The sequence below is a fragment of the Streptomyces sp. NPDC030143 genome, assembly GCF_055573695.1.
In genome coordinates, this window is record NZ_JBVIAY010000015.1 from 201,479 (window position 1) to 226,438 (window position 24,960).

General features: G+C 72.0%; 20 protein-coding genes and 1 tRNA gene. 15 read left to right on the forward strand and 6 right to left on the reverse strand.

Annotated elements, in window-relative coordinates; translation table 11 throughout:
* Nucleotides 1-231: 231 nt before the first annotated feature.
* The 5 genes from ACZ4YY_RS25090 to ACZ4YY_RS25110 all read left to right on the forward strand — a co-directional run bounded on the left by ACZ4YY_RS25090 (nt 232) and on the right by ACZ4YY_RS25110 (nt 6,806).
* Complete coding sequence (locus tag ACZ4YY_RS25090) at nt 232-1,521, forward strand: ABC transporter substrate-binding protein (RefSeq protein WP_468294257.1); 1,290 nt, start codon at nt 232-234, stop codon at nt 1,519-1,521.
* Complete coding sequence (locus tag ACZ4YY_RS25095; protein ID WP_468294260.1) at nt 1,521-2,489, forward strand: carbohydrate ABC transporter permease; 969 nt, start codon at nt 1,521-1,523, stop codon at nt 2,487-2,489. The genes ACZ4YY_RS25090 and ACZ4YY_RS25095 overlap by 1 nt, the downstream gene beginning before the upstream one ends.
* A complete protein-coding gene (locus ACZ4YY_RS25100) occupies nt 2,486-3,376 on the forward strand; it encodes a carbohydrate ABC transporter permease (protein ID WP_468294263.1) in 891 nt (296 codons plus the stop codon). The genes ACZ4YY_RS25095 and ACZ4YY_RS25100 overlap by 4 nt, the downstream gene beginning before the upstream one ends.
* Before the next feature lie 11 nt (nt 3,377-3,387).
* Entirely contained in the window at nt 3,388-3,978 is a 591-nt protein-coding gene (locus ACZ4YY_RS25105; protein WP_468294266.1) for a hypothetical protein, read from the forward strand.
* 89 nt (nt 3,979-4,067) lie between these two features.
* Nucleotides 4,068-6,806: an exo-rhamnogalacturonan lyase family protein gene (locus ACZ4YY_RS25110; RefSeq protein WP_468294269.1), complete on the forward strand. Its 2,739-nt coding sequence runs from the start codon at nt 4,068-4,070 to the stop codon at nt 6,804-6,806.
* Nucleotides 6,807-6,810: 4 nt separating this feature from the next.
* Here the strand turns inward: ACZ4YY_RS25110 and ACZ4YY_RS25115 are convergent, their stop codons facing one another.
* A complete protein-coding gene (locus ACZ4YY_RS25115) occupies nt 6,811-9,222 on the reverse strand; it encodes an SCO7613 C-terminal domain-containing membrane protein (protein WP_468294272.1) in 2,412 nt (803 codons plus the stop codon).
* A gap of 149 nt (nt 9,223-9,371) precedes the next feature.
* Here ACZ4YY_RS25115 and ACZ4YY_RS25120 point away from each other — a divergent pair, with 149 nt between their 5' ends.
* Complete coding sequence (locus ACZ4YY_RS25120; protein WP_468294275.1) at nt 9,372-9,818, forward strand: SRPBCC family protein; 447 nt, start codon at nt 9,372-9,374, stop codon at nt 9,816-9,818.
* Nucleotides 9,819-9,857: 39 nt separating this feature from the next.
* Nucleotides 9,858-9,929, forward strand: a tRNA-Val gene (locus tag ACZ4YY_RS25125).
* A gap of 53 nt (nt 9,930-9,982) precedes the next feature.
* On the opposite strand, the gene ACZ4YY_RS25130 is transcribed toward ACZ4YY_RS25125, so the two are convergent.
* Nucleotides 9,983-10,708, reverse strand: a complete 726-nt coding sequence (locus ACZ4YY_RS25130; RefSeq protein ID WP_468294278.1) for an exonuclease domain-containing protein — start codon at nt 10,706-10,708, stop codon at nt 9,983-9,985.
* A 191-nt stretch (nt 10,709-10,899) separates the two neighbouring features.
* Here ACZ4YY_RS25130 and ACZ4YY_RS25135 point away from each other — a divergent pair, with 191 nt between their 5' ends.
* The 3 genes from ACZ4YY_RS25135 (at nt 10,900) to thrS (ending at nt 14,776) form a co-directional block, all read left to right on the forward strand.
* Entirely contained in the window at nt 10,900-11,466 is a 567-nt protein-coding gene (locus ACZ4YY_RS25135; protein WP_468294281.1) for a DUF4365 domain-containing protein, read from the forward strand.
* On the forward strand, nt 11,463-12,689 hold the full coding sequence (locus ACZ4YY_RS25140) for a hypothetical protein (protein ID WP_468294284.1): 1,227 nt from the start codon (nt 11,463-11,465) through the stop codon (nt 12,687-12,689). Before ACZ4YY_RS25135 ends, ACZ4YY_RS25140 begins: the two co-directional genes overlap by 4 nt.
* 110 nt (nt 12,690-12,799) lie before the next feature.
* On the forward strand, nt 12,800-14,776 hold the full coding sequence (gene thrS / locus ACZ4YY_RS25145) for a threonine--tRNA ligase (RefSeq protein ID WP_468294287.1): 1,977 nt from the start codon (nt 12,800-12,802) through the stop codon (nt 14,774-14,776).
* Nucleotides 14,777-14,948: 172 nt separating this feature from the next.
* Here thrS and ACZ4YY_RS25150 read toward each other — a convergent pair whose 3' ends face one another.
* Entirely contained in the window at nt 14,949-15,605 is a 657-nt protein-coding gene (locus tag ACZ4YY_RS25150; protein WP_468294289.1) for a potassium channel family protein, read from the reverse strand.
* A 67-nt stretch (nt 15,606-15,672) separates the two neighbouring features.
* On the opposite strand from ACZ4YY_RS25150, the gene ACZ4YY_RS25155 reads away from it, so the two are divergent.
* On the forward strand, nt 15,673-16,233 hold the full coding sequence (locus ACZ4YY_RS25155; RefSeq protein WP_468294292.1) for an HIT family protein: 561 nt from the start codon (nt 15,673-15,675) through the stop codon (nt 16,231-16,233).
* Nucleotides 16,234-16,650: 417 nt separating this feature from the next.
* Here ACZ4YY_RS25155 and ACZ4YY_RS25160 read toward each other — a convergent pair whose 3' ends face one another.
* Nucleotides 16,651-18,312: a hypothetical protein gene (locus ACZ4YY_RS25160; RefSeq protein ID WP_468294295.1), complete on the reverse strand. Its 1,662-nt coding sequence runs from the start codon at nt 18,310-18,312 to the stop codon at nt 16,651-16,653.
* Between the two features lie 187 nt (nt 18,313-18,499).
* On the reverse strand, nt 18,500-20,695 hold the full coding sequence (locus ACZ4YY_RS25165; protein WP_468294298.1) for an elongation factor G-like protein EF-G2: 2,196 nt from the start codon (nt 20,693-20,695) through the stop codon (nt 18,500-18,502).
* 244 nt (nt 20,696-20,939) lie between these two features.
* Between ACZ4YY_RS25165 and pgsA the strand changes: the two genes are divergently transcribed.
* From pgsA to ACZ4YY_RS25185, 4 genes are all read left to right on the forward strand, one after another.
* A complete protein-coding gene (gene pgsA, locus ACZ4YY_RS25170) occupies nt 20,940-21,728 on the forward strand; it encodes a phosphatidylinositol phosphate synthase (protein ID WP_468294340.1) in 789 nt (262 codons plus the stop codon).
* Nucleotides 21,725-22,642 carry a phosphatidylinositol mannoside acyltransferase gene (locus ACZ4YY_RS25175; protein ID WP_468294300.1) on the forward strand — a complete coding sequence of 306 codons (918 nt, stop codon included), beginning with the start codon at nt 21,725-21,727 and terminating at the stop codon, nt 22,640-22,642. Before pgsA ends, ACZ4YY_RS25175 begins: the two co-directional genes overlap by 4 nt.
* A complete protein-coding gene (locus ACZ4YY_RS25180; protein ID WP_468294303.1) occupies nt 22,639-23,805 on the forward strand; it encodes a glycosyltransferase family 4 protein in 1,167 nt (388 codons plus the stop codon). Before ACZ4YY_RS25175 ends, ACZ4YY_RS25180 begins: the two co-directional genes overlap by 4 nt.
* Before the next feature lie 347 nt (nt 23,806-24,152).
* Nucleotides 24,153-24,695, forward strand: a complete 543-nt coding sequence (locus tag ACZ4YY_RS25185; RefSeq protein ID WP_468294306.1) for a LemA family protein — start codon at nt 24,153-24,155, stop codon at nt 24,693-24,695.
* On the opposite strand, the gene ACZ4YY_RS25190 is transcribed toward ACZ4YY_RS25185, so the two are convergent.
* Nucleotides 24,692-24,960 (reverse strand): integrase core domain-containing protein (locus ACZ4YY_RS25190; protein ID WP_468294309.1); only part of this gene is annotated, 269 nt, incomplete at its 5' end. The genes ACZ4YY_RS25185 and ACZ4YY_RS25190 overlap by 4 nt on opposite strands.

Sequence of the window (24,960 nt, forward strand, 5' to 3'; positions counted from 1 at the left end):
GCCCCGCTCCTCGCGTCCGGAACCGCGAACAACCGTCTCTCACCTGCGAGTTCACCGCGTCAGACCCCGTGTCCCCACCTGACGCCCCGCCAACTCGCCTCACTGCCGCGGTAAGAAATTCCTGTCCGAATCATTGACGCTCTCTCAACCCCCTCGTACCTTGTGCCAGCAAGCGCTTTCTTGAAACGATTCATGCAGCGGCGGCGACGACGCCGCGGGGAGGGCCCGACTGTGGGAACCAGCAGGAATGTTGAGAGACGGACGATCCTGAAGGCGGCCGGGGCCACCGCAGCCACGCTGGGGCTGGCCGCCACGACCGGCTGTGGCGGGAACGGCGGTACCTCCGCCGACGGGACGGTGACGATCCGTTACTCCTGGTGGGGCGCGGACGAGCGGGCGAAGAGGATCAACCAGTCCATCGCGCTGTTCGAGAAGAAGTACCCGAAGATCAAGGTGAAGACGGACTTCCAGGACTACGTCGCTTTCTGGGAGAAGTTCCAGACACAGGCCGCGGGCGGAAATCCGCCGGACGTATTCCAGAACGCCGTGGGATTTCTTCGGAAGTACGACAAGCGCGGCATCCTTCTCGACCTCAAGTCGCAGATCGACGCGGGGAACCTGAGTCTCGACAACTTCCGCGAGGGCGTCGCCTCGGTCGGCGAGGTGGACGGCAAGCAGCTCGGCATTCCCGTCGGGTCCAACACCATGGCGCTGGTCATCGACAAGAAGGTCTTCCGGCAGGCCGGCGTCACCCCGGAGAACGGCTGGACCTGGGACGAGTACTTCAAGGCCCTGAAGACCATCTACGACAAGACGAAGATCCCGGGTGACACCGGCTACTTCAGCATCATGTACCTCTACGACCTGTACCTCCGTCAGAACGGCAAGGCGTTCTTCACCAAGGATGGACTCGGCTTCGACAAGGCCGACCTGACGGAGTGGTGGACGGACGCCTACAACCGGGTCAAGGCCGGGATCATCACCGACCCGAAGGTCGTCGCACAGGACCGCCCGAAGTCCTCCGTCACGGCCGTGCACGGTGCCTCGGAGTTCACCTGGGACAACTTCACCGTCCGCTACACCGCGGAGGGTGCCAGCGAGTACGGTCTCGCGCCGATCCCCACCACGGACGGCAAGAACACCGGCCAGTACCTCGCCTCCCTGATGCTGAGCGCCTCAGCGCGCACCCAGCACCCGAAGGAGGTGGCCCAGTTCATCAACTTCATGGTCCACGACCCCGAGGTCGGCAAGATCATGGGCTACGACCGCGGCATCCTCGCCAGCACCGAGCAGTACGAGGCGTACCGGCCGAGCGACGCCGTCGGCAAGGAGATCGCGAAGTACGAGGAGGACACGGCCAAGGCGGGCCTGCTCGGCAAGATCACCCCGCACCCCTCCGGCGCCGACACCTCCGAGTCCGCCTTCCTGCGCATCGCCGGTGACATGAGCCTCGGCAAGCTGAAGGTCGCCGACGCGGTGAAGATGTTCTTCGACGAGTCCGAGGCCGCTTTCCAAGCCTGATGGGAACCACTGTGACGCTCGTCAAGGAGTCTCCGCTCGACACCCGCGCGGCCCGCTCCGCCGGCCCCGCCGCCGTCAGGCGGCGGGGCCGCCGCGAGAACCTCGCCGGGTACCTCTTCATGTCCCCGTGGATCGCAGGCTTCCTGCTGCTGACCGCGGGCCCGATGGCGGCCTCCCTGTACTTCGCCTTCACCGACTACAACCTCTTCAACAGCCCGCGATGGATCGGCTTCGACAACTTCACCAAGATGTTCGACGATCCGCGCTGGCAGAAGTCGGTCGAGGTGACGGCGAAGTACGTGGTCATCGGCACACCGCTGAAGCTGCTGCTCGCACTCGGCGTCGCCCTGCTGCTCGCGCAGAGCCGGCGGGGACAGGCCTTCTACCGGGCCGCCTTCTACGCCCCCTCGCTGATCGGCGCGAGTGTCTCCGTCGCCTTCGTCTGGCGCTCGATCTTCTCCGACGACGCCATCGTGGACCGGGCGATGTCCTTCCTCGGCGTCCACAGCGGCGGCTGGGTCGGTGACCCCGACTGGATCCTCTACTGCCTGGTCGCCCTGACCGTGTGGCAGTTCGGCGCGCCGATGGTCATCTTCCTGGCCGGTCTCAAACAGGTGCCGAGGGAGCTGTACGAGGCCGCCGAGATGGACGGCGCCGGACCCTTCCGCCGGTTCTGGAACATCACCCTGCCGATGATCTCACCGGTGCTGTTCTTCAACGTCCTGCTGGAGACCATCCACTCCTTCCAGATCTTCGGCTCCGCCTACGTCGTCTCCAACACGTACTGCGGGCCGGCCGACGCCACGCTCGTCTACACCTGCTACCTGTACCAGCAGGGCTTCAAGAACGCGCAGATGGGCTTCGCCTCCGCGATGGCCTGGATGCTGCTGCTCGCCGTGGCCCTGGTCACGGCCGTCCTCTTCTGGTCGCAGAAGAAGTGGGTGCACTACGAGGAGGACGCCCGATGAGCGCCACCACCCCCGCCACGCCGACCGCCCGGCGGTCGAACGGCCTCGGCCGCAAGCGCACCGGCTCGCTCGCCTGGCACATCGGCTCCCTGCTGGTCCTCGCGGTGGTGCTCTACCCCGTCCTGTGGGTCCTCGGCGCTTCGTTCAAGCCCAGCAAGGACATCATCAACAGCCTGGACCTCTTCCCGACCGCCCCCATCCTGGACAACTTCAGGGGTCTCGCCGACGGCATCGCCGACATCTCGATCTGGACGTTCTTCCAGAACTCCCTGATCTACTCCCTCGGCTCGGTCGCCGGCATCCTGATCTCCTGCTCGCTGACGGCGTACGCCTTCGCCAAGGTCCGGTTCGCGGGCCGGAACCTGATGTTCTCCCTGATGATCGGCACCTTGCTGCTGCCGTACCACGTGCTGCTCATCCCGCAGTACGTGATGTTCCAGAAGCTGGAGATGATCAACACCTACGTCCCGCTGCTCATCGGCAAGTACCTGGCGACGGAGGCGTTCTTCGTCTTCCTCATGGTGCAGTTCATGCGGAACCTGCCGAAGGAACTGGACGAGGCCGCCCGCATCGACGGCTGCGGGCACCTGCGGATCTACTGGTCGATCGTGATGCCGCTGTGCCGTCCCGCGCTCATCACCAGCGCGATCTTCACCTTCATCAACGCCTGGAACGACTTCATGGGCCCGCTGATCTACCTCAACGAGCCCGGCAAGTACACCGTCTCCCTCGGCATGATGATGTTCCGCGACTCCGACGGCGTGGCCGCCAACTATGGCGGGCTGATCGCCATGTCGCTGGTCGCGCTGTTGCCGGTGCTGCTGTTCTTCCTCGCCTTCCAGCGGTACCTGATCGACGGTATGGCGACCTCCGGACTCAAGGGCTGAGGGGGCCGGCCATGGCCGAAGCGCGCGCGAAGACGCGTAAGGAGTCCGTCCTCGCCGAGCGGTTCGGCGTGTTCGCCGAGTGCCTGCTCACCGGCGTGTGGATCACCGTCGCCTCGCTCGGGGTGGTGACCGCTCCGGCCGCCTTCGCCGCCGGGGCCCGGCACCTGCGCCGTCGCACCGGCCACCAGGGGGGCGGATGGCGGGAGTTCGTCGCCGACTTCCGGGCGGCCGTGCGCGGCGGGTGGGTCGTCGGGCTCGCCGGGTGGGCGGCGGTGGCCGTGGCCTGGGTCGACGTCCAGGCAGCGCGGGCCGGGATACCCGGCGGGCCGCTCGTCGGGGCCGTGGGCCTGTTCGCACTGATCGGTGCCGTGGTCGCCGTCATGCGCGCGGCCGCGGTCTGGACCCCGGACGACTCCTGGCGCGCGCTGCTCGCGCGGGCCGGCCGCCGTACCGTGCTGGACCCCGCGGGGTCCTTCCTGCTCACCGCCGGGCTGGCCGTGGTCGCCCTGTCCGGGTGGTTCGTGGCGCCGCTGGCGGCCCCCGTGCTGGGGGCGGTCGCGGCGGCGGCCGTCGCCGTCGAGGAGCGCCACCGCAACCGGTGAGTCCCACGAGACCGGCGCCTCCGGGCGCCGCACCTTCCTCTGTCATGCCCCTGGCAACCTGGTCCCGAACGGAAAGGACAGGCTGAACCATGTCTCCCATCCCCCGCAGGTCCCTCCTCAAGGCGGCGGCCGTCGCCGGAGCCGCCGCCCAGCTCAGCTGGGCCCTGGGGAGCAAGGACGCACAGGCCGCGCAGAGCCCCGAGACCGCGGACGCGCAGCCGGTGACCCTCGACTGGCTCGAGGACGGCGGCCTCGGTGCCGCCCCCGGATCCACGCTCGGCGTGCCCTGGCCGATGGGCCTCCACCAGGAGGACCAGACCTTCGCGCTGGCGGACGCCGAGGGCAAGGCCGTACCCGTGCAGTCCTGGCCCATCGCCTACTGGCCGGACGGCTCCCTGAAGTGGACCGCTCACGCCGTGAGTTCGGGCGACGGCAAGCTCACCCTCACCGCCGGGACACCCGCCGCGCCCGCCAAGAAGGTCACCGTGAGGAACAGCGGCGGCACCGTCGAGGTGTCGACCGGTGTCATCACGGCGAAGATCGGCAAGTCCGGCGCGACGATCATCAAGTCCGTCACCCGCGGCTCCACCGAGATCGCCCGCAACGGCCGTCTGGTCCTGATCCGCCAGCCCGAGATCGAGGACGAGGACCAGGGCACGGTCAGGACCGAGCGCTTCGACGGCGTGATCTCCACGGTCGCCGTCGAGCAGGAGGGCCCGGTCCGCGCGGTCGTCCGGATCGACGGCAAGCACCGCAAGGGGAGCCGCAGCTGGCTGCCGTTCTCCATCCGCCTCTACTTCTACGCGGGCGCCGACTCCTTCCGCATGGTGCACACCATCACCTACGACGGGAAGCAGGAGCCGGGCAGGGCGAGCGGCGACTTCATCCGGGGCCTCGGCGTCCGCTTCTCCGTGCCGATGCGCGACGAGTCCTACGACCGGCACATCCGCATCGGCGGCGAGGGCACCGGTCTGCTGCGCGAGGCGGTCAAGGGCATCACCGGCCTGCGCCGCGACCCGGGCGCGGCCGTCCAGGCCGCCCAGTACGCCGGCGCGAAGCTGCCCGACCCGTCCACCTGGGACCAGCGCGTCACCACCCGCCTCCAGTACATCCCCGAGTGGGGCGACTACACGCTCTCCCAGCTCTCCGCCGACGGCTTCACCCTGCGCAAGCGCACCAAGAAGGGCCACGGCTGGATCGCCGCCGGCGGCGGCCGGCGGGCCTCCGGTTTCGGGTACGTCGGAGGGGTGAGCGGCGGCTTCTCGTTCGGCCTCAGGGACTTCTGGGAGAGCCACCCCTCCCAGCTCGACATCCGGGACGCCCACACCGACGAGGCCGAAGTCACCCTCTGGCTCTGGTCGCCCGAGGCGCAGCCCATGGACCTGCGCTTCTACCACGACGGCATGGGCCAGGACACCTTCCCCGAGCAGCTCGAGGGACTCAACATCACCTACGAGGACTACGAGCCCGGCTTCGGCACCCCCTACGGGATCGCCCGTACCTCCGAACTCCTCTTCTGGGCCAACGAGTCCACCCCGAGCCCCGAGCGACTCGCCGAACAGGTCGAGGCCGTCCGGGTGCTGCCCCAGCTCGCCGCCCCGCCCAGGCAGCTCATCAAGGCCAAGGTCTTCGGTCCGGGCCTGTACTCCGAACCTGACCGCTCCACCCCGGCCAAGGCGAAGATCGAGGACCACCTCGACTTCCTCTTCACCTACTACAAGGACCAGGTGGAGCAGCGCCGCTGGTACGGCTTCTGGGACTACGGCGACATCATGCACACGTACGACACGGTCCGGCACCAGTGGCGGTACGACATCGGCGGTTACGCCTGGGACAACTCCGAGCTGTCGCCGGACCTCTGGCTCTGGTTCGCGTACCTGCGCTCCGGACGCGCGGACATCTTCCGCTTCGCCGAGGCGATGACCCGGCACACCGGCGAGGTCGACGTCTACCACATGGGCCAGTGGGCGGGCCTCGGCACCCGGCACGGCGTCCAGCACTACGCCGACAGCGCCAAGCAGCAGCGCATCGCCAACACCACCTACCGCCGTTACTACTACTTCCTCACCGCCGACGAACGGGTCGGCGACCTCATGCACGCCAACGTCGACTCCGACGAGACGTTCCTCGTCCTCGACCCGATCCGCAAGATCCGCACCGAGCCCTACACGCCCGACCGGCACGCCCTGTCGATCGGCTTCGGCACCGACTGGAGCGGGCTGGTCTCGGCGTGGCTCACGGAGTGGGAGCGCAAGGGCCCCAAGTGGGAGAAGGCCAGGGCGCGCGTGCTGTCGACCATGGAGACGATCGCCGCCCAGCCGAACGGGTTCGTGCAGGGACTCGGCCTGTACGACCTCGACACGGGCAGGTTCGCGGTGGCCGACAAGCCGGTGGTCAGCGTCTCGCACCTCTCCGCCGTCTTCGGGCTCAACGAGCTGTGCGCGGAGCTCATCCACCTGGTCGACATGCCGAAGTTCAACGAGGCGTACTTCGACTACTGCCGTTACTTCAACGCCACCAAGGCCGAACAGGCGGCACGCTACGGCTCCAACTTCGGCAACCTGCTGCTGTTCCAGGGCCACTCGCGCCTCGACGCGTACGCGGCCGTGCAGACCGGCGACGAGAAGCTCGCCCGGCGCGCCTGGGACAAGTTCTACAACTCCGACGGCTACAAGGAGTCGGCGCCCTGGAGGACGGAGAAGGTGAGCGGCCCCGCCGCCCTGGTGCCGGGCAGCGAGGCAACCTGGGTGTCCACCAACGACACCGCCCTCTACGGCCTCGCCGCCATCGAGAACCTGGCCCTGCTCGGCGACCGGATGCCGTCGTAGGGGGTCAGTTCATCCTCGCGAGGGTCTCCCGCGCACGCCGGACGTCCCGGATCCGCCGCTCGTACGTCGCGCCGACGGCGAGCAGCAGGAGCCCGGCGAGCGCGGGAGGCATCCAGCGGGGGAGCGCGTCGGCCACCTGCACCAGGTAGGGGGCCAGCTCGTGCAGGGCGTCCAGGACCAGCACCGAGCCGCCGAGGACCAGCGGCGCCTGGAGCCGGTACCGGGCGCCCAGCAGGGTGACCACCAGGGCCGCAGCGCCCAGCAGCAGCGGGCGCGTCCACTGCGGGTCGCTCCAGGCCGCGGCGAGGCTCGGCAGGAAGGTGGCGGCGAGCCCCGGACCGTACGCCGCCCAGGACGACGTCCCCGGAACGCGGTGGCGACGCCAGGCGCCGACGAGCAGCGCCGGGACGGTCACCGGGAGGGTGTACGCCTCCGGGACCGTGACCTCCCAGGCGGCGAGCCTGACCCAGGCGGCCAGGACGAACAGCGCGGCGGCCGCCCAGCCGACCGGACGGCGCTCGGCCCGGACCGCCGTACCCGAGGCGACCACCCCGCACAGCGCCAGCACCAGCGCCAGCACCGGCGGATCGAAGACCGCCAGGCCCACGGCGAGCAGAGCGGCGACCGCGCCGGTCACCTCCACCGGCAGGGTCGCCGGGGCCGCGCCGAGCCGGGCGGCGAGCAGCGCCGCCGCCACCGGCACCACCAGGACCAGCAGGGCGGTGTGCTCCGGCCGCCAGTCCGCCGCCGCGCCCGTCGCGCAGGCCAGCGCGGCGGCGCCGACGAGCGCGGCCGGCGCCATGACCGGGGTGAGGCGGGGCCGCGCCGACGCCGTCACGAACAGCGCGGTCAGGGCCGACAGCACGGTCAGGGTCGCGTGCTGCGTGGCCAGGGAGAGGAACACGAGGTGGAGCGAGGTGGCCGGCGCGAGCGTCGCGGCCGTCCACGGGGCGGGCAGGAACACCGCCACCGCCGCCAGCGCTCCTCCCACCAACAGCGTCACACCGTACGGCAGTTCGAGCACCGCCGGCAGCGCCACGCCCGCCGCCCACGCCAGCACCAGCGCACCCGTCACGGCGCGCGGCCGCAGGGTCTCGTGCCGGACGGCCGACGCGAGCACCAGCGCCACGGCCACCAGGACGACCAGCGCCTGGGTGCCGTGCGACGGCCACGGAGTGTGGACGGTCACCGCGGCGCGGGCGTCCGCCGGCGCACCCGTCCAGGGCCGTTCGACCCAGCCGAGCGGGCCGAACACCGTGACGACGACCAGCGGCACCGCCCACAGCAGGGCCAGTGCCTGCACCGCGACGGACGCCCGCAGGAGGCCCTGACGCACCGGCTCGGGCAGTCGGCTCCGCACCACCGCCGCCAGGGCGACACCGCAGGCCAGATGGGCGGGCACCGCCCAGCCGGCCGGCAGCGCCACCCGCAGCACACCGCCGCCGGCGCCCACCAGCAGCAGACCGCCGACGAGCGCCGCGCCCACGGCGGGCACGGACCGCGGCAGCCGCCCGGAGGCGTCCGGCACGCCGGCCCCGGTCAGCCGCCGGGAGGCGCCCAGGGCGAGGGCCGCCGCGAGGACCAGGAGCGCCGCCGCACGGGCGGCGACGCTCGCACCGGAGGCCGTCCAGGACAGCCAGCCCGCCGCCAGGACACCCGACCCGCCCAGGCTGCACGCGCCGACGGCCGCGGTGAGCCGCAGCCCACGGGCGGGCGACCACAGCGCCACCGCCGTGTCGAGGCCGGCCGTGACCAGCAGCGCCGCCGCGACCCCGGACACGTCGGCGTCCGCCGCGACCGCCCCCAGCGGCAGCGGGAGCTGGGCCGCGACCAGAGCCGCCGGCGTGGGCAGGCGCAGCGCGGTCGTACCACGGCCGTACACCGCCCACAGGGCCGCCAGCCCCGCCGACGCCCCCGCCGCGTACCCCGCGGCGTCGGCGCCGGGGAACGCCACCTCGTGCAGCGCGTACGCGTCCAGCACGGTCAGCGCCAGCCCGAGGCCCGCCACCGACTCCGCCGTCGAGCGCAGCCCGCGCCGCAGCAGCGGCACCGGCGCGGCGAGCACGGCCAACGTCAGCGAACCGAGCACCAGGGACCGTCCTGCGATCCCCAGGTGACCCCAGCTGACCAGCGTGAACGCGATCGCCGCGAGGGTGAGCAGGACAGCGCCGAGCAGCAACAGGACGTTCTGGACCCGCGGCGCGCTCGCCTCCGGGCCCGGTGCGGTGCCGGGCGGCCGGGCGACCGGCCCCGAGGTCTGCCGGAGCGCGGCGAGCAGCCAGGCGCGGCGCCTGAGCAACTGCGCGCGGCGGGCGTCGAGTTGCCACAGCTCGGCGTCGATGAGCCGCAGCTCCTCGGCCGGGGGCGGAAAATGCGTCATGCCCCGGAGTGTGGTCCGGGTCACGCAGTACGGCATGAGTGCCGGTACTCAGTCCGTACTCACCTCCGGCGGGGAGGGGCTGAGTGGCTCGACCCCGGGGGAGGGCCGGGCGACGGACCTCCCCCGGGAACGGTCCGAGTGACTCGCCTCCGCGGCGAACGGCTGAGCGCGGGCACACTCGACCCATGGACTGGTCCCACTACCGCTTCGTCAGCCTGTGGCGGCTCCCCGCACCGCCCGGCACCGTCTACGGTGCCCTGGAGCGCGTCGAGGAGTATCCCCTCTGGTGGCCGCAGGTCCGCGAGGTGACCCGTCTCGACGCCACCACCGGCGTCCTGCGGATCCGCTCCCTCCTGCCGTACGACCTGACCTTCACCGCGCGCGAACTGCGGCGCGATGCGGCGGCCGGGGTGCTGGAGAGCTCGCTCGCCGGGGACGTCGACGGCTGGGCGCGCTGGACGGTCACCCCGGACGGCGACGGCACCCTCGCCCGCTACGACCAGGTCGTCGATGTCCGCAAGCCGCTGCTCAGGCGGTTCGCCGTACCCGGGCGGCCCGCCTTCCGGGCCAACCACCGGCTGATGATGCGGGCCGGGCGGCGCGGACTGCTCGGGTATCTGGAAGCGGTTTGAAGGAAACCCGCGGAGACCTGTATTGTTCAGTGCGTTCCCGGGCGATTAGCTCAGTGGGAGAGCGCTTCGTTCACACCGAAGAGGTCACTGGTTCGAACCCAGTATCGCCCACCGGGAGAGGGTCGGTCCGCGTCACGCGGACCGGCCCTTCCGCATGTCGCCCCTCATGCCGCCGCCGACAGCACCGGGCGCAGCGGCCACGACGTGTCCACCACCTCCGGCGAGCCGCTGCGCGCGAACCACGCCTGCAACCCGCGGGCCTGGGCCGCGTACCAGGACGTCTGGAGCGTGTGCAGCTCGGCGGGGGACAGCCGCTCCAGCCGGGCCGCGAACCGCCGGCCCACCGCCCGCACGACCTCCATCGCGGCCATCGCGTCCGCCGCCGCGTCGTGCGCGTCGGCCAGCGACACCTCGTAGTGCGCGCACAGGTCGGTGAGCGTGCGCCGCCCCTTGCGATAGCGGTCCAGGTGCTTGTCCAGGACCCGCGGGTCCAGCACCCTGAGCGGCGCCGGCTCCAGCCAGTGGCCCAGCGAGGAGGCGCGGTGCCGACGCAGCTCGCGGTCGAGCAGCGTCAGGTCGAACGGCGCGTTCATCACCACCAACGGCCGTCCCGCCGCCGCCTGTTCGGCGAGCAGCTCGGCTATCTCGTACATCACCGGGGCCGGCCAGCGGCCGTTGCGGTGCAGATGATCCTCCGTCAGGCCGTGCACCGCCGTCGCCTCGGCGGGCACGGGCACGCCCGGGTTCACCAGCCAGCGGGTCACCCGCGGCCGGACACCCGGCGCGTCCTGGACGACGAGCGCGGCCGACACGATCCGGTCGCTCTCGACGTCCACCCCTGTCGTCTCCGTGTCGAACGCGGCCAACGGGCCCTCGTACCAGCACGCCATACCTACACAACCCCTCGTTCACCCACGGCAGCTGACATACCGTCTTCTGCCTGTTTGGTGATACCCGGGCTGTTTGCGCCGTACGCCGGGAGGACACAACAGGAGTACGGGTCTTTGCAGTTCAGGGGCTCGACACGGATGCTCACCAGCCCCCGGTGCGGGGATCCCTCTGGCTTGGAAGGCTGTTGGTCATGGCGACAGCGCAGCCCGAGCGGGGCGGGCTGCTGCCCGAACGTACGGACCCCCGTCGCGGCACACTCGCCACCACCGCCTGCATGGAGACTCTGCAGGTGGGGTACCTCCACGCGGTCGCGGCGGCCGCGGGCTGCTCGCTGTCCCAGCCCTTCCCGGACAACGGCATCGACTGGCACGTCAGCCACAGCGCGCCCGGGCACACCGTCGACGACGAGGTGACCATCAAGGTCCAGCTGAAGGCGACCTACCAGATCCCGCCGAACCCGCCGGGGCGGTCCTTCTCCTTCACGCTGGACAACGACCACCTCAGGAAGCTCGCGCGCACGCCGGTGTCGGTGCACAAGATCCTCGTCGTGATGATCGTCCCCCGGTCCCGGGACCAGTGGCTGCGGTCCGGCCACGACCGGCTCGACCTCAGGCACTGCTGCTACTGGGTCAACCTGGCCGGCCATCCGATCACCGGCCGGACCCGGACCACCGTGCGCATCCCGACCTCACGCATCTTCGACGACCGGGCGCTGTGCGAGATCATGACGCGCGTCGGGACGGGAGGCAGACCATGACGCACCGCCCGACGCGGGAACCCCTGCGGCCGGTGAAGCCGCACCCCGACGTCCCCTGGGACCGCCCGCCCGCGCCCGACGAGGTCGACCCCGCCGTCCTCGGAGCGCTGCTGCTGCGGCACGGCTGGCAGCGTCGGGGCGGCGCGGCCGGACGCTACGGCCGCTGGACCCCGCCCGGGCAGGGCAGCGGCGGCACCAGTCTCCTGGTGCCCGAGAGCCGCGCCTTCCCCGACAGCGACGACCTGCTCGGCGAGGCGCTGGCCGCGCTCGCCCGCAGCGGCACCCCCTCCGCGCGCGAGGTGCTCGTCGGGCTCGCCGTGCCCAGCGACGAGATCCGCTGGTGGCGGGACACGCCGACCGGCCCCGCCGGTGCCGCGCCCTGGAGCGTCGAGGAACACCTGCGCGCCGCCGCCCGGCAGATGCTGCTCGCCGGCGCCCTCGCCACCCGGGCGCGGGCGGGCTACTACGGCGTCCGGCACCGGCGCGCGGCCGTCGCCCTGCTCGACGACGTCCTCGTCGGACCGGCCACCGGGGGCCGGGGCCTCGCCGCCTTCGTGCCCGTCGACACCGCTCGCCCCCTCGCCGTGCGCCTGCACCAGGCCCTCCACGCCGCCCGCGAGGCCATCGACTACCGGCGGGCCACCGGGGGCATGGACGCCTTCGACGGCGCCGTGGAGGCGGGTGTCAGCCGTGAGCTGACCGACGCCCTCGTCGCCCTCGTGCGGGGCACCGAGGGCGCCCGGATCGCCGTCGAGTGGGCGCCCTCCGCGGGCGTGCCCGAGGGCTGCGCCGCCGGAGGCGAACCCGTCGAGTTCTCGCCGGGCGACCTGCCCGCACTGCGCGAGGCCGGGATCCGCTACCTGCGCGCGGAACCGTCCGTGACCGTCCGCGTCACCGGCACGGTGGTACGGCTGCGCCGGTCGGGGCCGAACGGCGAGGGCAGCGTGCGGCTGCGGGTGCTCGCCGGGGCCGACGTCCCGCACCTGCGCCTCACCCTCGACGAGGAGGACTACCGCATCGCCGGGCAGGCGCACCTCGTGGGACTGCCCGTGCGGGTGCACGGGCGGCTGGAGAGCCGCGGCGGCTTCCGCAGACTGACCGGCGCCTGCGGGGTCGTACCGGTGCAGGTGGACGAGGCGGACCGGGACCGGCTGATGAAGTCCCTCCAGGAGAACCTCGACTTCTTCGAGGAGGCGTGCAGCGGGGACGAGGAGCGCGACTGAACGAGGACGGTGGGTGACCGTTTCGCGGTCGGCCGGTCGGGGTCGGTACGATCCCCTATTGCGCGCGCTCCCGGTATGGCGCCGCACCCACCTGCAGTCAGGAGAGACCGGTGTCAGACGTCCGTGTGATCATCCAACGCGATTCCGAGCGGGAAGAGCGCACGGTGACGACGGGCACCACGGCGGCCGACCTCTTCGCCGGCGAGCGCTCGATCATCGCCGCGCGCGTGGGCGGTGAGTTGCGGGACCTCACCCACGAGCTGCGGGAAGGCGAGACCGTCGAGGGTGTCGAGATCGCCTCCGAGGACGGCCTGAACATCCTGCGCCACTCCACCGCGCACGTCATGGCGCAGGCCGTGCAGGAGCTCTTCCCCGAGGCCAAGCTGGGCATCGGCCCGCCCGTCAAGGACGGCTTCTACTACGACTTCGACGTCGAGAAGCCGTTCACGCCCGAGGATCTCAAGGCCATCGAGAAGAAGATGCAGGAGATCCAGAAGCGCGGGCAGCGCTTCGCCCGCCGCGTGGTCACCGACGAGGGCGCCCGCGAGGAGCTCGCGGACGAGCCCTACAAGCTGGAGCTGATCGGCCTCAAGGGCTCCGCGTCCAGCGACGACGGGGCCGACGTCGAGGTCGGCGCCGGTGAGCTGACGATCTACGACAACCTGGACGCCAAGACCGGCGAGCTGTGCTGGAAGGACCTCTGCCGCGGTCCCCACCTGCCCTCCACCCGCCTCATCCCGGCGTTCAAGCTGATGCGCAACGCGGCCGCCTACTGGCGCGGCAGCGAGAAGAACCCGATGCTCCAGCGCATCTACGGCACCGCCTGGCCGTCCAAGGACGAGCTGAAGGCGTACCTCGACTTCCTCGCCGAGGCCGAGAAGCGCGACCACCGCAAGCTGGGCAGCGAGCTCGACCTGTTCTCCGTCCCGGAGCAGATCGGCTCCGGCCTCGCCGTCTTCCACCCCAAGGGCGGCGTCGTCCGCCGCGTGATGGAGGACTACTCGCGCCGCCGCCACGAGGAGGAGGGCTACGAGTTCGTCTACACCCCGCACGCGACGAAGGGGAAGCTCTTCGAGACGTCCGGGCACCTGGACTGGTACGCCGACGGCATGTACCCGCCCATGCAGCTCGACGAGGGCGTGGACTACTACCTCAAGCCCATGAACTGCCCGATGCACAACCTGATCTTCGACGCGCGCGGCCGCTCGTACCGTGAACTGCCGCTGCGCCTCTTCGAGTTCGGGACCGTGTACCGGTACGAGAAGTCGGGCGTCGTGCACGGCCTGACCCGCGCCCGCGGTTTCACCCAGGACGACGCGCACATCTACTGCACCCGCGAGCAGATGTCCGAGGAGCTCGACAAGACGCTCACCTTCGTGCTGAACCTGCTCCGCGACTACGGCCTGACCGACTTCTACCTGGAGCTGTCCACCAAGGACCCGGAGAAGTTCGTCGGCTCGGACGAGGCATGGGAAGAGGCCACCGAGACCCTGCGCCAGGTCGCCGAGAAGCAGGGCCTGCCGTTGGTCCCGGACCCGGGCGGCGCCGCCTTCTACGGTCCGAAGATCTCCGTCCAGACCAAGGACGCCATCGGCCGTACCTGGCAGATGTCGACGATCCAGCTCGACTTCAACCTGCCCGAGCGCTTCGACCTGGAGTACACCGGCGCGGACGGCGCCAAGCAGCGCCCGGTCATGATCCACCGTGCTCTGTTCGGCTCGATCGAGCGGTTCTTCGCGGTGCTCCTGGAGCACTACGCGGGCGCCTTCCCGGCCTGGCTCGCGCCGGTGCAGGCGATCGGCATCCCGATCGGCGACGCGCACGTGGAGTACCTGGACAAGTTCGCCGCGGCCGCCAGGAAGCAGGGTCTGCGCGTCGAGGTCGACTCCTCCTCGGACCGCATGCAGAAGAAGATCCGCAACGCCCAGAAGCAGAAGGTGCCCTTCATGGTCATCGCGGGCGACGAGGACATGTCGAACGGCTCGGTGTCCTTCCGCTACCGCGACGGCTCGCAGGAGAACGGCATCCCGTTCGACGAGGCCATCGCCAAGATCGCGAAGGTGGTCGAGGAGCGGACGCAGGTCTGAGCCCGCGGGCGGGGCTTGTGGGTCCGAGCCCGCGGGTGGGGGCTTGTGGGCCCGAGCCCGCGGGGGGCTTGAGGTCCGAGCCCGCGGGTGCGGGCCTGCGGGTCCGAGCCCGCTGGTTGCCTGCGGTCCGAGCTACCGGGGCCGAGCCTTCCTGTGACGGGCCCCCGGGGAGTCACCTCCCCGGGGGCCCGTCCGTGTCCTCCCGGGAGAAGACCTGGACCAGCCACGACGAGAACGACCCCGTCACCGCCCCCAGCAGCGCCAGCCCGCACGCCATCAGACCGACCGCGACGATCCGGCCCCCGGTGGTGACCGGGGTGACATCGCCGTAGCCGACGGTGGAGAGCGTCGCGCAGGTCCACCACACGGCGTCCCCGAACGTCCGCATGCTCGCGCCGGGCGCCCCGCGTTCCTGGTGGTACACGGCGAGCGCGCCCGCGAATCCCAGCAGCGCCGTCGACACGCCCGCGTAGACGATCACGCGCGCGTTCAGTGACAGCCGCGGTTCCCCGCGCCGGCGCAGCACGGCCTCGTACAGCCGTACGATCCGCAGCGGGCGCAGCAGGGGCAGCAGCACCACGAGGGTGTCCAGCCAGTGGGTGCGGACGAAGCGCAGCCCCTGGCCGCTGTGCCGCCAGCGCACCCCGTAGTCCACGGCGAACAGCGCCCACGCGGCCAGCGTCACCGCCAGGCACAGGTCCCGCCAGGCGTCCCCGAGGCCGTGGGCGAGGACATGGACGGCGTAGGCGGCGAGGAAGGCCAGCGAGGCGAGGAAGAGGGGGATCTCGGTGCGCTGTTCCCAACGGGCCGCAGGGGGGTCTTCGTGCACCGGCCCAGCTTCGCCCGCCGGGCTTTTCCCGCAACCCCGCCGACACGCCGCGAACGGGCGAAGCCATATGCTGCCTTGCATGACGAGTGAGCCGGAGCAGCAGATCGGAGTGGGGACGCAGGACGCGTTCCAGCGCCTGTGGACCCCCCACCGGATGGCCTACATCCAGGGGGAGAACAAGCCGACGGGCCCCGGGGCCGACGACGGCTGTCCCTTCTGCTCGATCCCGGCGCAGTCCGACGAGGACGGGCTGGTCGTGCGGCGCGGTGAGCACGTGTACGCGGTGCTGAACCTGTACCCGTACAACGGTGGTCACCTGATGACCGTCCCCTACCGGCACGTCGCGGACTACACCGGCCTGACCGGTCCGGAGACGGCGGAACTCGGCGAGCTGACCAAGCAGGCGATGACGGCGCTGCGCACGGCCTCCGGGGCGCAGGGCTTCAACATCGGCATGAACCAGGGCTCCGTGGCGGGCGCAGGCATCGCCGCGCACCTGCACCAGCACATCGTGCCCCGCTGGGGCGGCGACACGAACTTCATGCCGGTCGTGGGGCACACGCGGGTGCTGCCGCAGTTGCTGGCGGACACCCGGAAGATGCTGGCGGAGGCGTGGCCCGCGGTCTGATCCGTCCGGGCGGGGGCTCCCGGAGCCGGAGGGCCCGTCCCGTCCGGCGGCGCACCCCGCCCGCCTGACACTCCGCTCGTCCGGCACGTCCTGCCTGTCGGGCACATCCGGCACGTCCTGCCTGTCGGGCACATACTGCCGTCCGGCACGGTCCTGCCTGTCGGGCACATCCTGCCGTCCGGCACGTCCGGCCGGTAGGCCGGCCGGGCCGTCGGCTCCGGGTGACACGTCCTGCCGGTCCGGCACCTCCCGTAGGTCCGGCGCCTGGTCCGTCCGGCACACCGAGCCCGTCGGCGTTCGAGGACGAGTCCCGGCCGGGCCGAGGACGAGGCCCGGCCGGGCCGAAGCAGGGTTCGGGGGCGGCAGCCTCCGGTTACGTGCCCCGGACACCCCCACCCCCGGACCACCGCCGGAGGCTCACGCGTCGTAGGTGTCCGCCTTTCGCGGCGACAGGTCCTGCACCGCGCCGCTGAGCACCGACGAGCGCGAGCTGAACTTCTCGACGTCCACGTCGTGCTCCCGCAAGACCCGCAGCGCGGCCGCGTGCACCACCCGCAGCACCGGCGCGGCCGCGCGCAGCGCGTCGTCGGCCATGAAGCGGTGCCGCCAGGGCTGGTCGGCCCAGGCGTGCCGCAGGCCGAACGGCTCGGGCAGCCCTATGGAACCGCCCAGCCAGTTCAGCAGCGGCGGGTACCAGCTCAGCGGGGCGCGCGCGGCCAGCCGGACCACCTCGTCGGTGGTGACCAGCGGCAGGCTGATCTTCCGGGTCTCCCAGAAGCGGACGGTCTTGGCGACCTCCTTCGTGGGGGCCTCGGGCTTGGTCGTGAACAGGCCGTTGACGGGGCCGAGCGCGTGACCGGTGACCTCGATGCGCAGCGTCTCGTGCAGCACGGTCACGGTGATCAGCATGGTGATGATCAACTGGCCGTCCCACAGCGGCCACTGGACGCCGAGGTAGTGCCGGTCGCCGCCGCCGAACTGCTGCTGGTCGCAGATCTGCTCGATCGCCTTCGGCTTGACCTGGTAGGCCTCCACGTCGGTGCCCTCCGGCCTGGCCACCGCCTTGGCGTTCTCGCCGACGGGGGTGACGACCCAGTGCCGTACCGAGGGGGGCGGGAAGCCGCCGGTCTTCAGGCTCTGCCGGTTCAGCACGGTGAGCTGGTCGTGGATGGCCCGGATGACGGTCCAGCTGCGGAACTCGTGGACGCCCTTGGCGGGGTCGACGGGGTGCAGCTCCTCCGCGAGGTGCCAGGCGCCCCAGCGGGTGCCCATGCCGAGGATGCCCTTGGGACCGGCGTAGAAGACCGAGTTGGACTGCTGTTCGGCGCTGAGGCGGGCCAGCGACTGCCGCAGTTGCTCGGCGGCGGTCTGGTTGGGGCTGGTGGGCACCGCCTCGGGGACCTTGGCGCCGACGCTGCTGCCGGACAGCAGACTGTCCCAGCGCTCCCGCAGGTCCTTGGCGGTGCCCTCACAGATCCGCCGGGCGAGGAACCAGCCGACCACGGGCATGACGACCGCGCCCCGCGCGTACAGCCCCCACAGCCCCCCGAACGGCATGCGGATCAGGAAGATCACGGCGAGGGCGCCGACGGCGACGAGCAGTCCGGTGGCGAGCCCGGAGACCCGCCGGCCGCCCGCCTTCTCCATCGTCGTGCGCAGCTGGAAGACCAGCAGCCACACCAGGAGGCCGGGAAGGAAGACCACGCCGAACAGGAGCATGACGCCGGTCAGCTTCTTGTCGCGCTCACGGCGGATGCGGTTGGCGGCGAGGCAGTGCTCGACGATCACCTGCGGCTCGGTGCCGAACGACTGGATCAGCGGTTTGCGGCCGACGCCCAGCATCCGGTCGACGACCGCCTGGGAGAACGCCTCGCCGAGGTTGGGCCGGAAGATCCTGGCCCAGCTGCGGCCGGGGTTGACGGCCGACTGGTGCCATTCGTTGTCCGCGTTCTTGATGTCCCCGACGGGGTTGTCCCGGTAGGCGGCCGAGGCCAGCGCGAAGGTCGCCGCCTGCCCTCCGCCGCCCGTCTGCGGCACCTGTGGTCCGAAGATGTCCGCGTAACCGCTGTCAACGGTCATTCCCGCCCCCGATCGCCGCCACTCTCGCTCCTGCGGCCTTCCCGACTTCCGTGCTCCGCACACCTGTTGATCAGGTCATCAGCGTATCCGCAGCCACCGACATCCGTCGGCGGACGGCCGAAGCCGCCCGCCGAATCGGAGGAACACCTTCCACGTGGGCCACTTGCGTGCGGCCCCGTCTCAACCCCTAACCGGCCTGCGCCTGTTGACGGACCCGTTCGGCGACCTGCGCCGGCATCGGCTCGTGCCGGGCGTAGGCGCGGTGGAAGCGTGCCGTGCCGTGCGAGAGTGAGCGCAGGTCGACCGCGTACCGGCCGATCTCGATCTCGGGCACCTCGGCGCGTACGAGCGTGCGCCCGCCGCTGGTCTGCTCGGTGCCCTGCACCCTGCCGCGCCGGCCCGACAGGTCGCTCATCACGGCGCCCACGTACTCGTCGCCGACCAGCACGCTCACCTCGGCCACCGGCTCCAGCAGATGGATCTTCGCGTCGGCCGCGGCCTCCCGCAGGGCGAGCGCGCCGGCCGTCTGGAACGCGGCGTCGGAGGAGTCCACCGAGTGCGCCTTGCCGTCGAGGAGGGTCACCCGCACGTCGACGAGCGGATGACCGCCGACGAGGCCCTTGGCGGCCTGCGTCCGTACGCCCTTCTCGACGGACGGGATGAACTGCCGCGGCACCGCGCCGCCGACGACCTTGTCCACGAACTCGATGCCCGAGCCGCCCGGCAGCGGCTCCACCTCGATCTCGCAGATGGCGTACTGACCGTGACCGCCTGACTGCTTCACGTGCCGCCCGCGCCCGGAGGCCGGAGCGGCGAACGTCTCGCGCAGGGAGACCTGGTGGGGGACGACGTCGACCCGGACGCCGTAGCGGCTGCGCAGGCGCTCCAGGGCGACGTCCGCGTGGGCCTCGCCCAGGCACCACAGGACCACCTGGTGGGTGTCCTGGTTCTGTTCGAGCCGCATGGTCGGATCCTCGGCGACCAGCCGGGCCAGCCCCTGGGAGAGCTTGTCCTCGTCGGCCTTGCTGTGCGCCTGGATGGCCAGCGGCAGCAGCGGGTCGGGCATCTGCCAGGGTTCCATCAGCAGCGGGTCGTCCTTGGCGGAGAGCGTGTCGCCGGTCTCCGCGCGGCTGAGCTTCGCCACGCACGCGAGGTCGCCCGCGATGCAGTGCGACAGCGTCCGCTGCTGCTTGCCGAAGGGCGCGGACAGCGCGCCCACGCGCTCGTCCACGTCGTGGTCCTCGTGGCCGCGGTCGGCCAGCCCGTGCCCGGAGACGTGGACGGTCTCGTCGGGGCGCAGGGTGCCGGAGAAGACGCGGACGAGCGAGACCCGGCCCACGTACGGGTCGGAGGACGTCTTGACGACCTCCGCGACCAGCGGTCCGTCCGGATCGCAGGAGTTCAGCGCGCGCGGCTCGCCGTCGACGGTGGTGACGCCGGGCGCCTCGCGCTCCAGCGGCGTCGGGAAGCCGCGGGTGACCAGTTCCAGCAGCTCCACCGTGCCGATGCCCTGCCGGGCGCCGTCGGCGGCCGGGGCGGCCGCGAGGACGGGGAAGAACGTGCCGCGGGCGACGGCCCGCTCCAGGTCCTCGATCAGAGACTTGACGTCGATCCGCTCGCCGCCGAGATAGCGGTCCATGAGGGTCTCGTCCTCGCTCTCCGCGATGATTCCCTCGATCAGCCGGTCGCGGGCCTCCTCGAGGCGCGGCAACTGGTCCTCGCCCGGCTCGGACTCCGCGCGCTCGCCGGAGGAGTAGTCGAACAGCGTCTGCGACAACAGCCCGGTCAGGCCCGTCACGGGCGCGTGCCCGTCGGGTCCCTTCGGGCCGTGCAGCGGCAGGTACAGCGGCAGCACCGCGTCCGGGTCGTCACCGCCGAAGGCCTCCGCGCAGATCCGGGTCATCTCCTCGAAGTCCGCGCGCGCGGCCTCCAGGTGCGTCACGACGATCGCCCGGGGCATCCCGACGGCCGCGCACTCCTCCCACACCATGCGCGTCGAACCGTCCACGCCGTCCGAGGCCGAGACGACGAAGAGGGCCGCGTCCGCGGCGCGCAGACCGGCCCGGAGCTCCCCGACGAAGTCGGCGTACCCGGGGGTGTCGAGGAGGTTGACCTTGATGCCGTCCCATTCGACCGGTACCAGGGAGAGCTGGACCGACCGGTGCTGGCGGTGCTCGATCTCGTCGTAGTCGGAGACGGTGCCGCCGTCCTCCACGCGGCCCGCCCGTTTCACCGCTCCCGCCGTCAGCGCGAGAGCCTCCACCAGAGTCGTCTTGCCCGATCCGCTGTGGCCGACCAGCACCACATTCCGTACGGACGCGGGGTGGTCGACCGCCGTAGCCCTGCCGGCGGCCCCGGGGTGTGCGTTCGCCTTGTCGCCCATGTCGTGCCTCCCGTGCACGGTGAGGTCATCGGGGGCGCGGGCACGGCGGCTCCGCGTCAGGCGGCTCCGGCGACGCCCGCGGTCCTTCGAGCTTTCCACTCCCGTCACGGTGCGTCCATACGAGCGACGCGACGACGCCACCACGCGGTCGTCGGGCGCGTGGCCGGGCCGTGGCCCAGGATGCCGTCGGACCGGGACACGGGGCGGCGGGTGCCCGACGACCGCCCACGCGCGCGTGGCTACGATGGGCCAGCCGGTGGCCACCAGGGCCGCGGCCACACCGACCGTCGGGAAGGCCATGCTGAACAAGTACGCGCGTGCATTCTTCACGCGTGTCCTCACACCGTTCGCCGCGTTTCTCATCCGCCGGGGCGTGAGCCCCGACACGGTCACGCTCATCGGCACCGCCGGCGTGGTCGCGGGCGCGCTGGTCTTCTACCCCCGGGGCGAGTTCTTCTGGGGCACGGTCGTGATCACCCTGTTTGTGTTCTCCGACCTCGTCGACGGAAACATGGCCCGCCAGCTCGGCCGCTCCAGCCGCTGGGGCGCCTTCCTGGACTCCACGTTGGACCGGGTCGCCGACGGGGCGATCTTCGGCGGCTTCGCCCTGTGGTACGCGGGCGGCGGCGACGACAACATCCTGTGCGCGGTCTCCATCTTCTGCCTGGCCAGCGGCCAGGTCGTCTCGTACACCAAGGCGCGCGGCGAGTCGATCGGGCTGCCGGTGGCCGTCAACGGGCTCGTCGAGCGGGCCGAGCGGCTGGTGGTCTCGCTGGTCGCGGCCGGGCTCGCCGGCCTGCACGCGTTCGGCGTCCCCGGCATCCAGTACCTGCTGCCGGTCGCCCTGTGGATCGTCGCCGTCGGCAGCCTGGTCACGCTGATTCAGCGGGTCGTCACCGTCCGCCGCGAATCGGCGGAGGCGGAGGCCGAGGCCCAGACCCGGGCCGAGGACCAGGAGGCCGAGGCGGAAGCGGAGGCGGACACCCCGGCGGGCGGGCAGACGCGGACGCGGGGGAGCGAGGCGACGAAGTGAGCGCCCAGGACCGGCTGACGGACGCGCTGTACGGCCTCGGCTGGGGCGCGGTCCGACGGTTGCCAGAGCCGGCCGCGGTACGCCTCGGCCGCACCATCGCCGACCTCGCGTGGAAACAGCGCGGCAAGGGCGTCCTGCGCCTGGAGAGCAACTACGCGCGCGTGGTGCCCGACGCGAGCCCCGAGCGCCTGGCCGAGCTGTCGCGCGCCGGCATGCGCTCCTACATGCGCTACTGGATGGAGTCCTTCCGTCTGCCGGCCTGGAGCGCCGACCGGGTCCGGAACGGCTTCGACCCCCAGGACCTGCACCACCTCACCGAGGGGCTCGCGGCCGGCAGGGGAGTCGTCCTCGCCCTGCCGCACCTGGCCAACTGGGACCTGGCCGGCGCCTGGGCCGTCACCGCGCTCGGGACCCGCTTCACCACGGTCGCCGAGCGGCTCAAGCCCGAGACCCTGTACGACCGTTTCGTCGCCTACCGCGAAGGGCTCGGCATGGAGGTGCTGCCGCACAGCGGCGGCTCAGCCTTCGGCACCCTGGCCCGGCGGCTGCGCGACGGCGGCCTGGTCTGCCTGGTCGCCGACCGCGACCTGTCCGCCTCGGGCGTCGAGGTCGACTTCTTCGGCGACACCGCCCGCATGCCGGCCGGCCCGGCCCTGCTCGCCCAGCAGACCGGCGCGCTCCTGCTCCCCGTCACGCTCTGGTACGACGACTCGCCCGTCATGCGGGGCCGCGTCCACCCCGCGGTCGAGGAACCCGGCACGGGCAGCCGGGCGGAGAAGACGTCCGCGATGACCCAGGCGCTGGCGGACGTCTTCGCCTCGGGCATCGCCGACCACCCGGAGGACTGGCACATGCTGCAACGGCTCTGGCTCGCGGACCTGGAACCCCGCCCGTCGGACGGGGCGGCCGCGTGAGGATCGGCATCGTCTGCCCGTACTCCTGGGACGTGCCGGGCGGCGTCCAGTTCCACATCCGCGACCTCGCCGAGTACTTCATCCGGCTCGGCCACGAGGTGTCCGTCCTCGCCCCCGCCGACGACGACACCCCGCTGCCGCCCTACGTCGTCTCCGCGGGCCGCGCGGTCCCCGTGCCGTACAACGGCTCGGTGGCCCGGCTGAACTTCGGTTTCCTGTCCGCCGCCCGCGTGCGCCGCTGGCTGCACGACGGCGGGTTCGACGTCATCCACATCCACGAGCCGACCTCGCCCTCCCTCGGCCTGCTCACCTGCTGGGCCGCCCGGGGACCGATCGTGGCGACCTTCCACACGTCCAACCCGCGCTCGCGCGCCATGATCGCCGCGTACGCGATCCTCCAGGCGGCCCTGGAGAAGATCAGTGCCCGGATCGCGGTCAGCGAGTACGCCCGCCGCACCCTGGTGGAACACCTCGGCGGCGACGCGGTGGTCATCCCCAACGGCGTGGACGTCGACTTCTTCGCCCGGGCCGAGCCCAGACCCGAGTGGCAGGGCGGCACGATCGGCTTCGTCGGCCGCATCGACGAGCCCCGCAAGGGTCTTCCGGTGCTGATGAAGGCCCTGCCGCGCATCCTCGCCGAGCGGCCGGACGCCCGGCTGCTGGTCGCCGGCCGCGGCGACGCCGAGGAGGCGGTGGCCGACCTGCCCGAGGAACTGCGCCCGCGCGTGGAGTTCCTCGGCATGGTCAGCGACGACGACAAGGCCCGCTTCCTGTGCAGCGTCGACCTGTACGTGGCGCCCAACACCGGGGGCGAGAGCTTCGGCATCATCCTCGTCGAGGCCATGTCGGCCGGGGCCCCCGTCCTCGCCTCCGACCTCGACGCCTTCGCCCAGGTCCTCGACCAGGGCGCGGCCGGCGAGCTGTTCGCCAACGAGGACGCCGACGCCCTGGCCGACGCGGCGGTACGCCTCCTCGGCGACCCGGAGCGCAGAGCCGAGCTGCGCCGCCGCGGCAGCGCCCACGTGCGGCGCTTCGACTGGTCGACCGTCGGCGCCGACATCCTCTCCGTGTACGAGACGGTGACGGCGGGCGCGGCGGCGGTGGCGGCGGACGACAAGGGTTCCCCGGGCCTCATGTCCCGCTTCGGCCTGGCCCGGGACTGAGGGGTCCTTGCACGGTGAGCGCCTGATCAGGCCGCGCGGCCCGGGCGGGCGTGGTGCAAGGACCCCTGAGGGCCGGCCGGGGCCGAGTTCGGCACGGCGGCCCGATCCGAGCCGGCAGGCCCGGCGCGAGGCCACGTCCGGTCCGGCGCGCGGCCCGGTCCGGCACGTTCGGCGAGCACGGCCAGGTCCGGTCCGGCGCGCGCGGCCGGGCCGGTCCGACAGGTTCGGCACACGCGGCCAGGTCCGGTGAGGGGCACACCCGACCCGTCCGGTGCCCGAAGGCGGGGCGGTCGGCTGCCGTCGGACACACGGCCGCCCGCATGAGCGCCCCGGTAGCCTTGCCGCTCGTGACCCCCACCCTCATCTGGATCCTCGTCGTCCTCGTCGCGACCGGCCTGTACCTGAGCTGGACCGCAGGACGGCTGGACCGGCTGCACGCCCGCATCGACGCCGCCCGCGCCGCCCTCGACGCGCAGTTGCTGCGCAGAGCGTCCGTGGCCCAGGAGCTGGCCACCTCCGGGGTGCTCGACCCGGCCGCGTCGATCGTGCTGTACGAGGCCGCGCACGCCGCCCGGCAGGCGGAGGAGGAGCAGCGGGAGGTCGCCGAGAGCGAGCTCAGCCAGGCACTGCGCGCGGTCTTCGCGTACCCGCAGCAGCTGGAGGTCGTCCGTGAGGTGCCCGGGGGAGAGGCGGCCACCCACGAACTGACGGAGGCGGTCCGCCGCGTACCGATGGCCCGCCGCTTCCACAACGACGCCGTCGGCGCCGCCCGCAGGCTGCGCGAGCACCGCAAGGTCCGCTGGTTCCGGCTGGCCGGTCACGCCCCCTTCCCGATGGCCTTCGAGATGGACGACGAACCCCCGGCCGCGCTGGCCGACCGCGCCAACTAGGTGTACTGCCCTGAGAGGTTGGGGACGCGGCTGGCGGGTGGCTGGCCCTTCAGCGCGGTGTGTCCGCGGTGGTGATTGTAGGTGTGCAGCCAGGCGGGGAAGGCGTCGCGTCGTTCTTGCTCTGAGCAGTAGGGGCGGGCGTAGGCCCATTCGTCCAGCAGCGTCCGGTTGAAGCGTTCGACCTTGCCATTGGTCTGCGGCCGGTAGGGGCGGGTGCGTTTGTGCGTGATCCCGGCTGCCGTCAGCAGATCGCGCCAGGTATGCG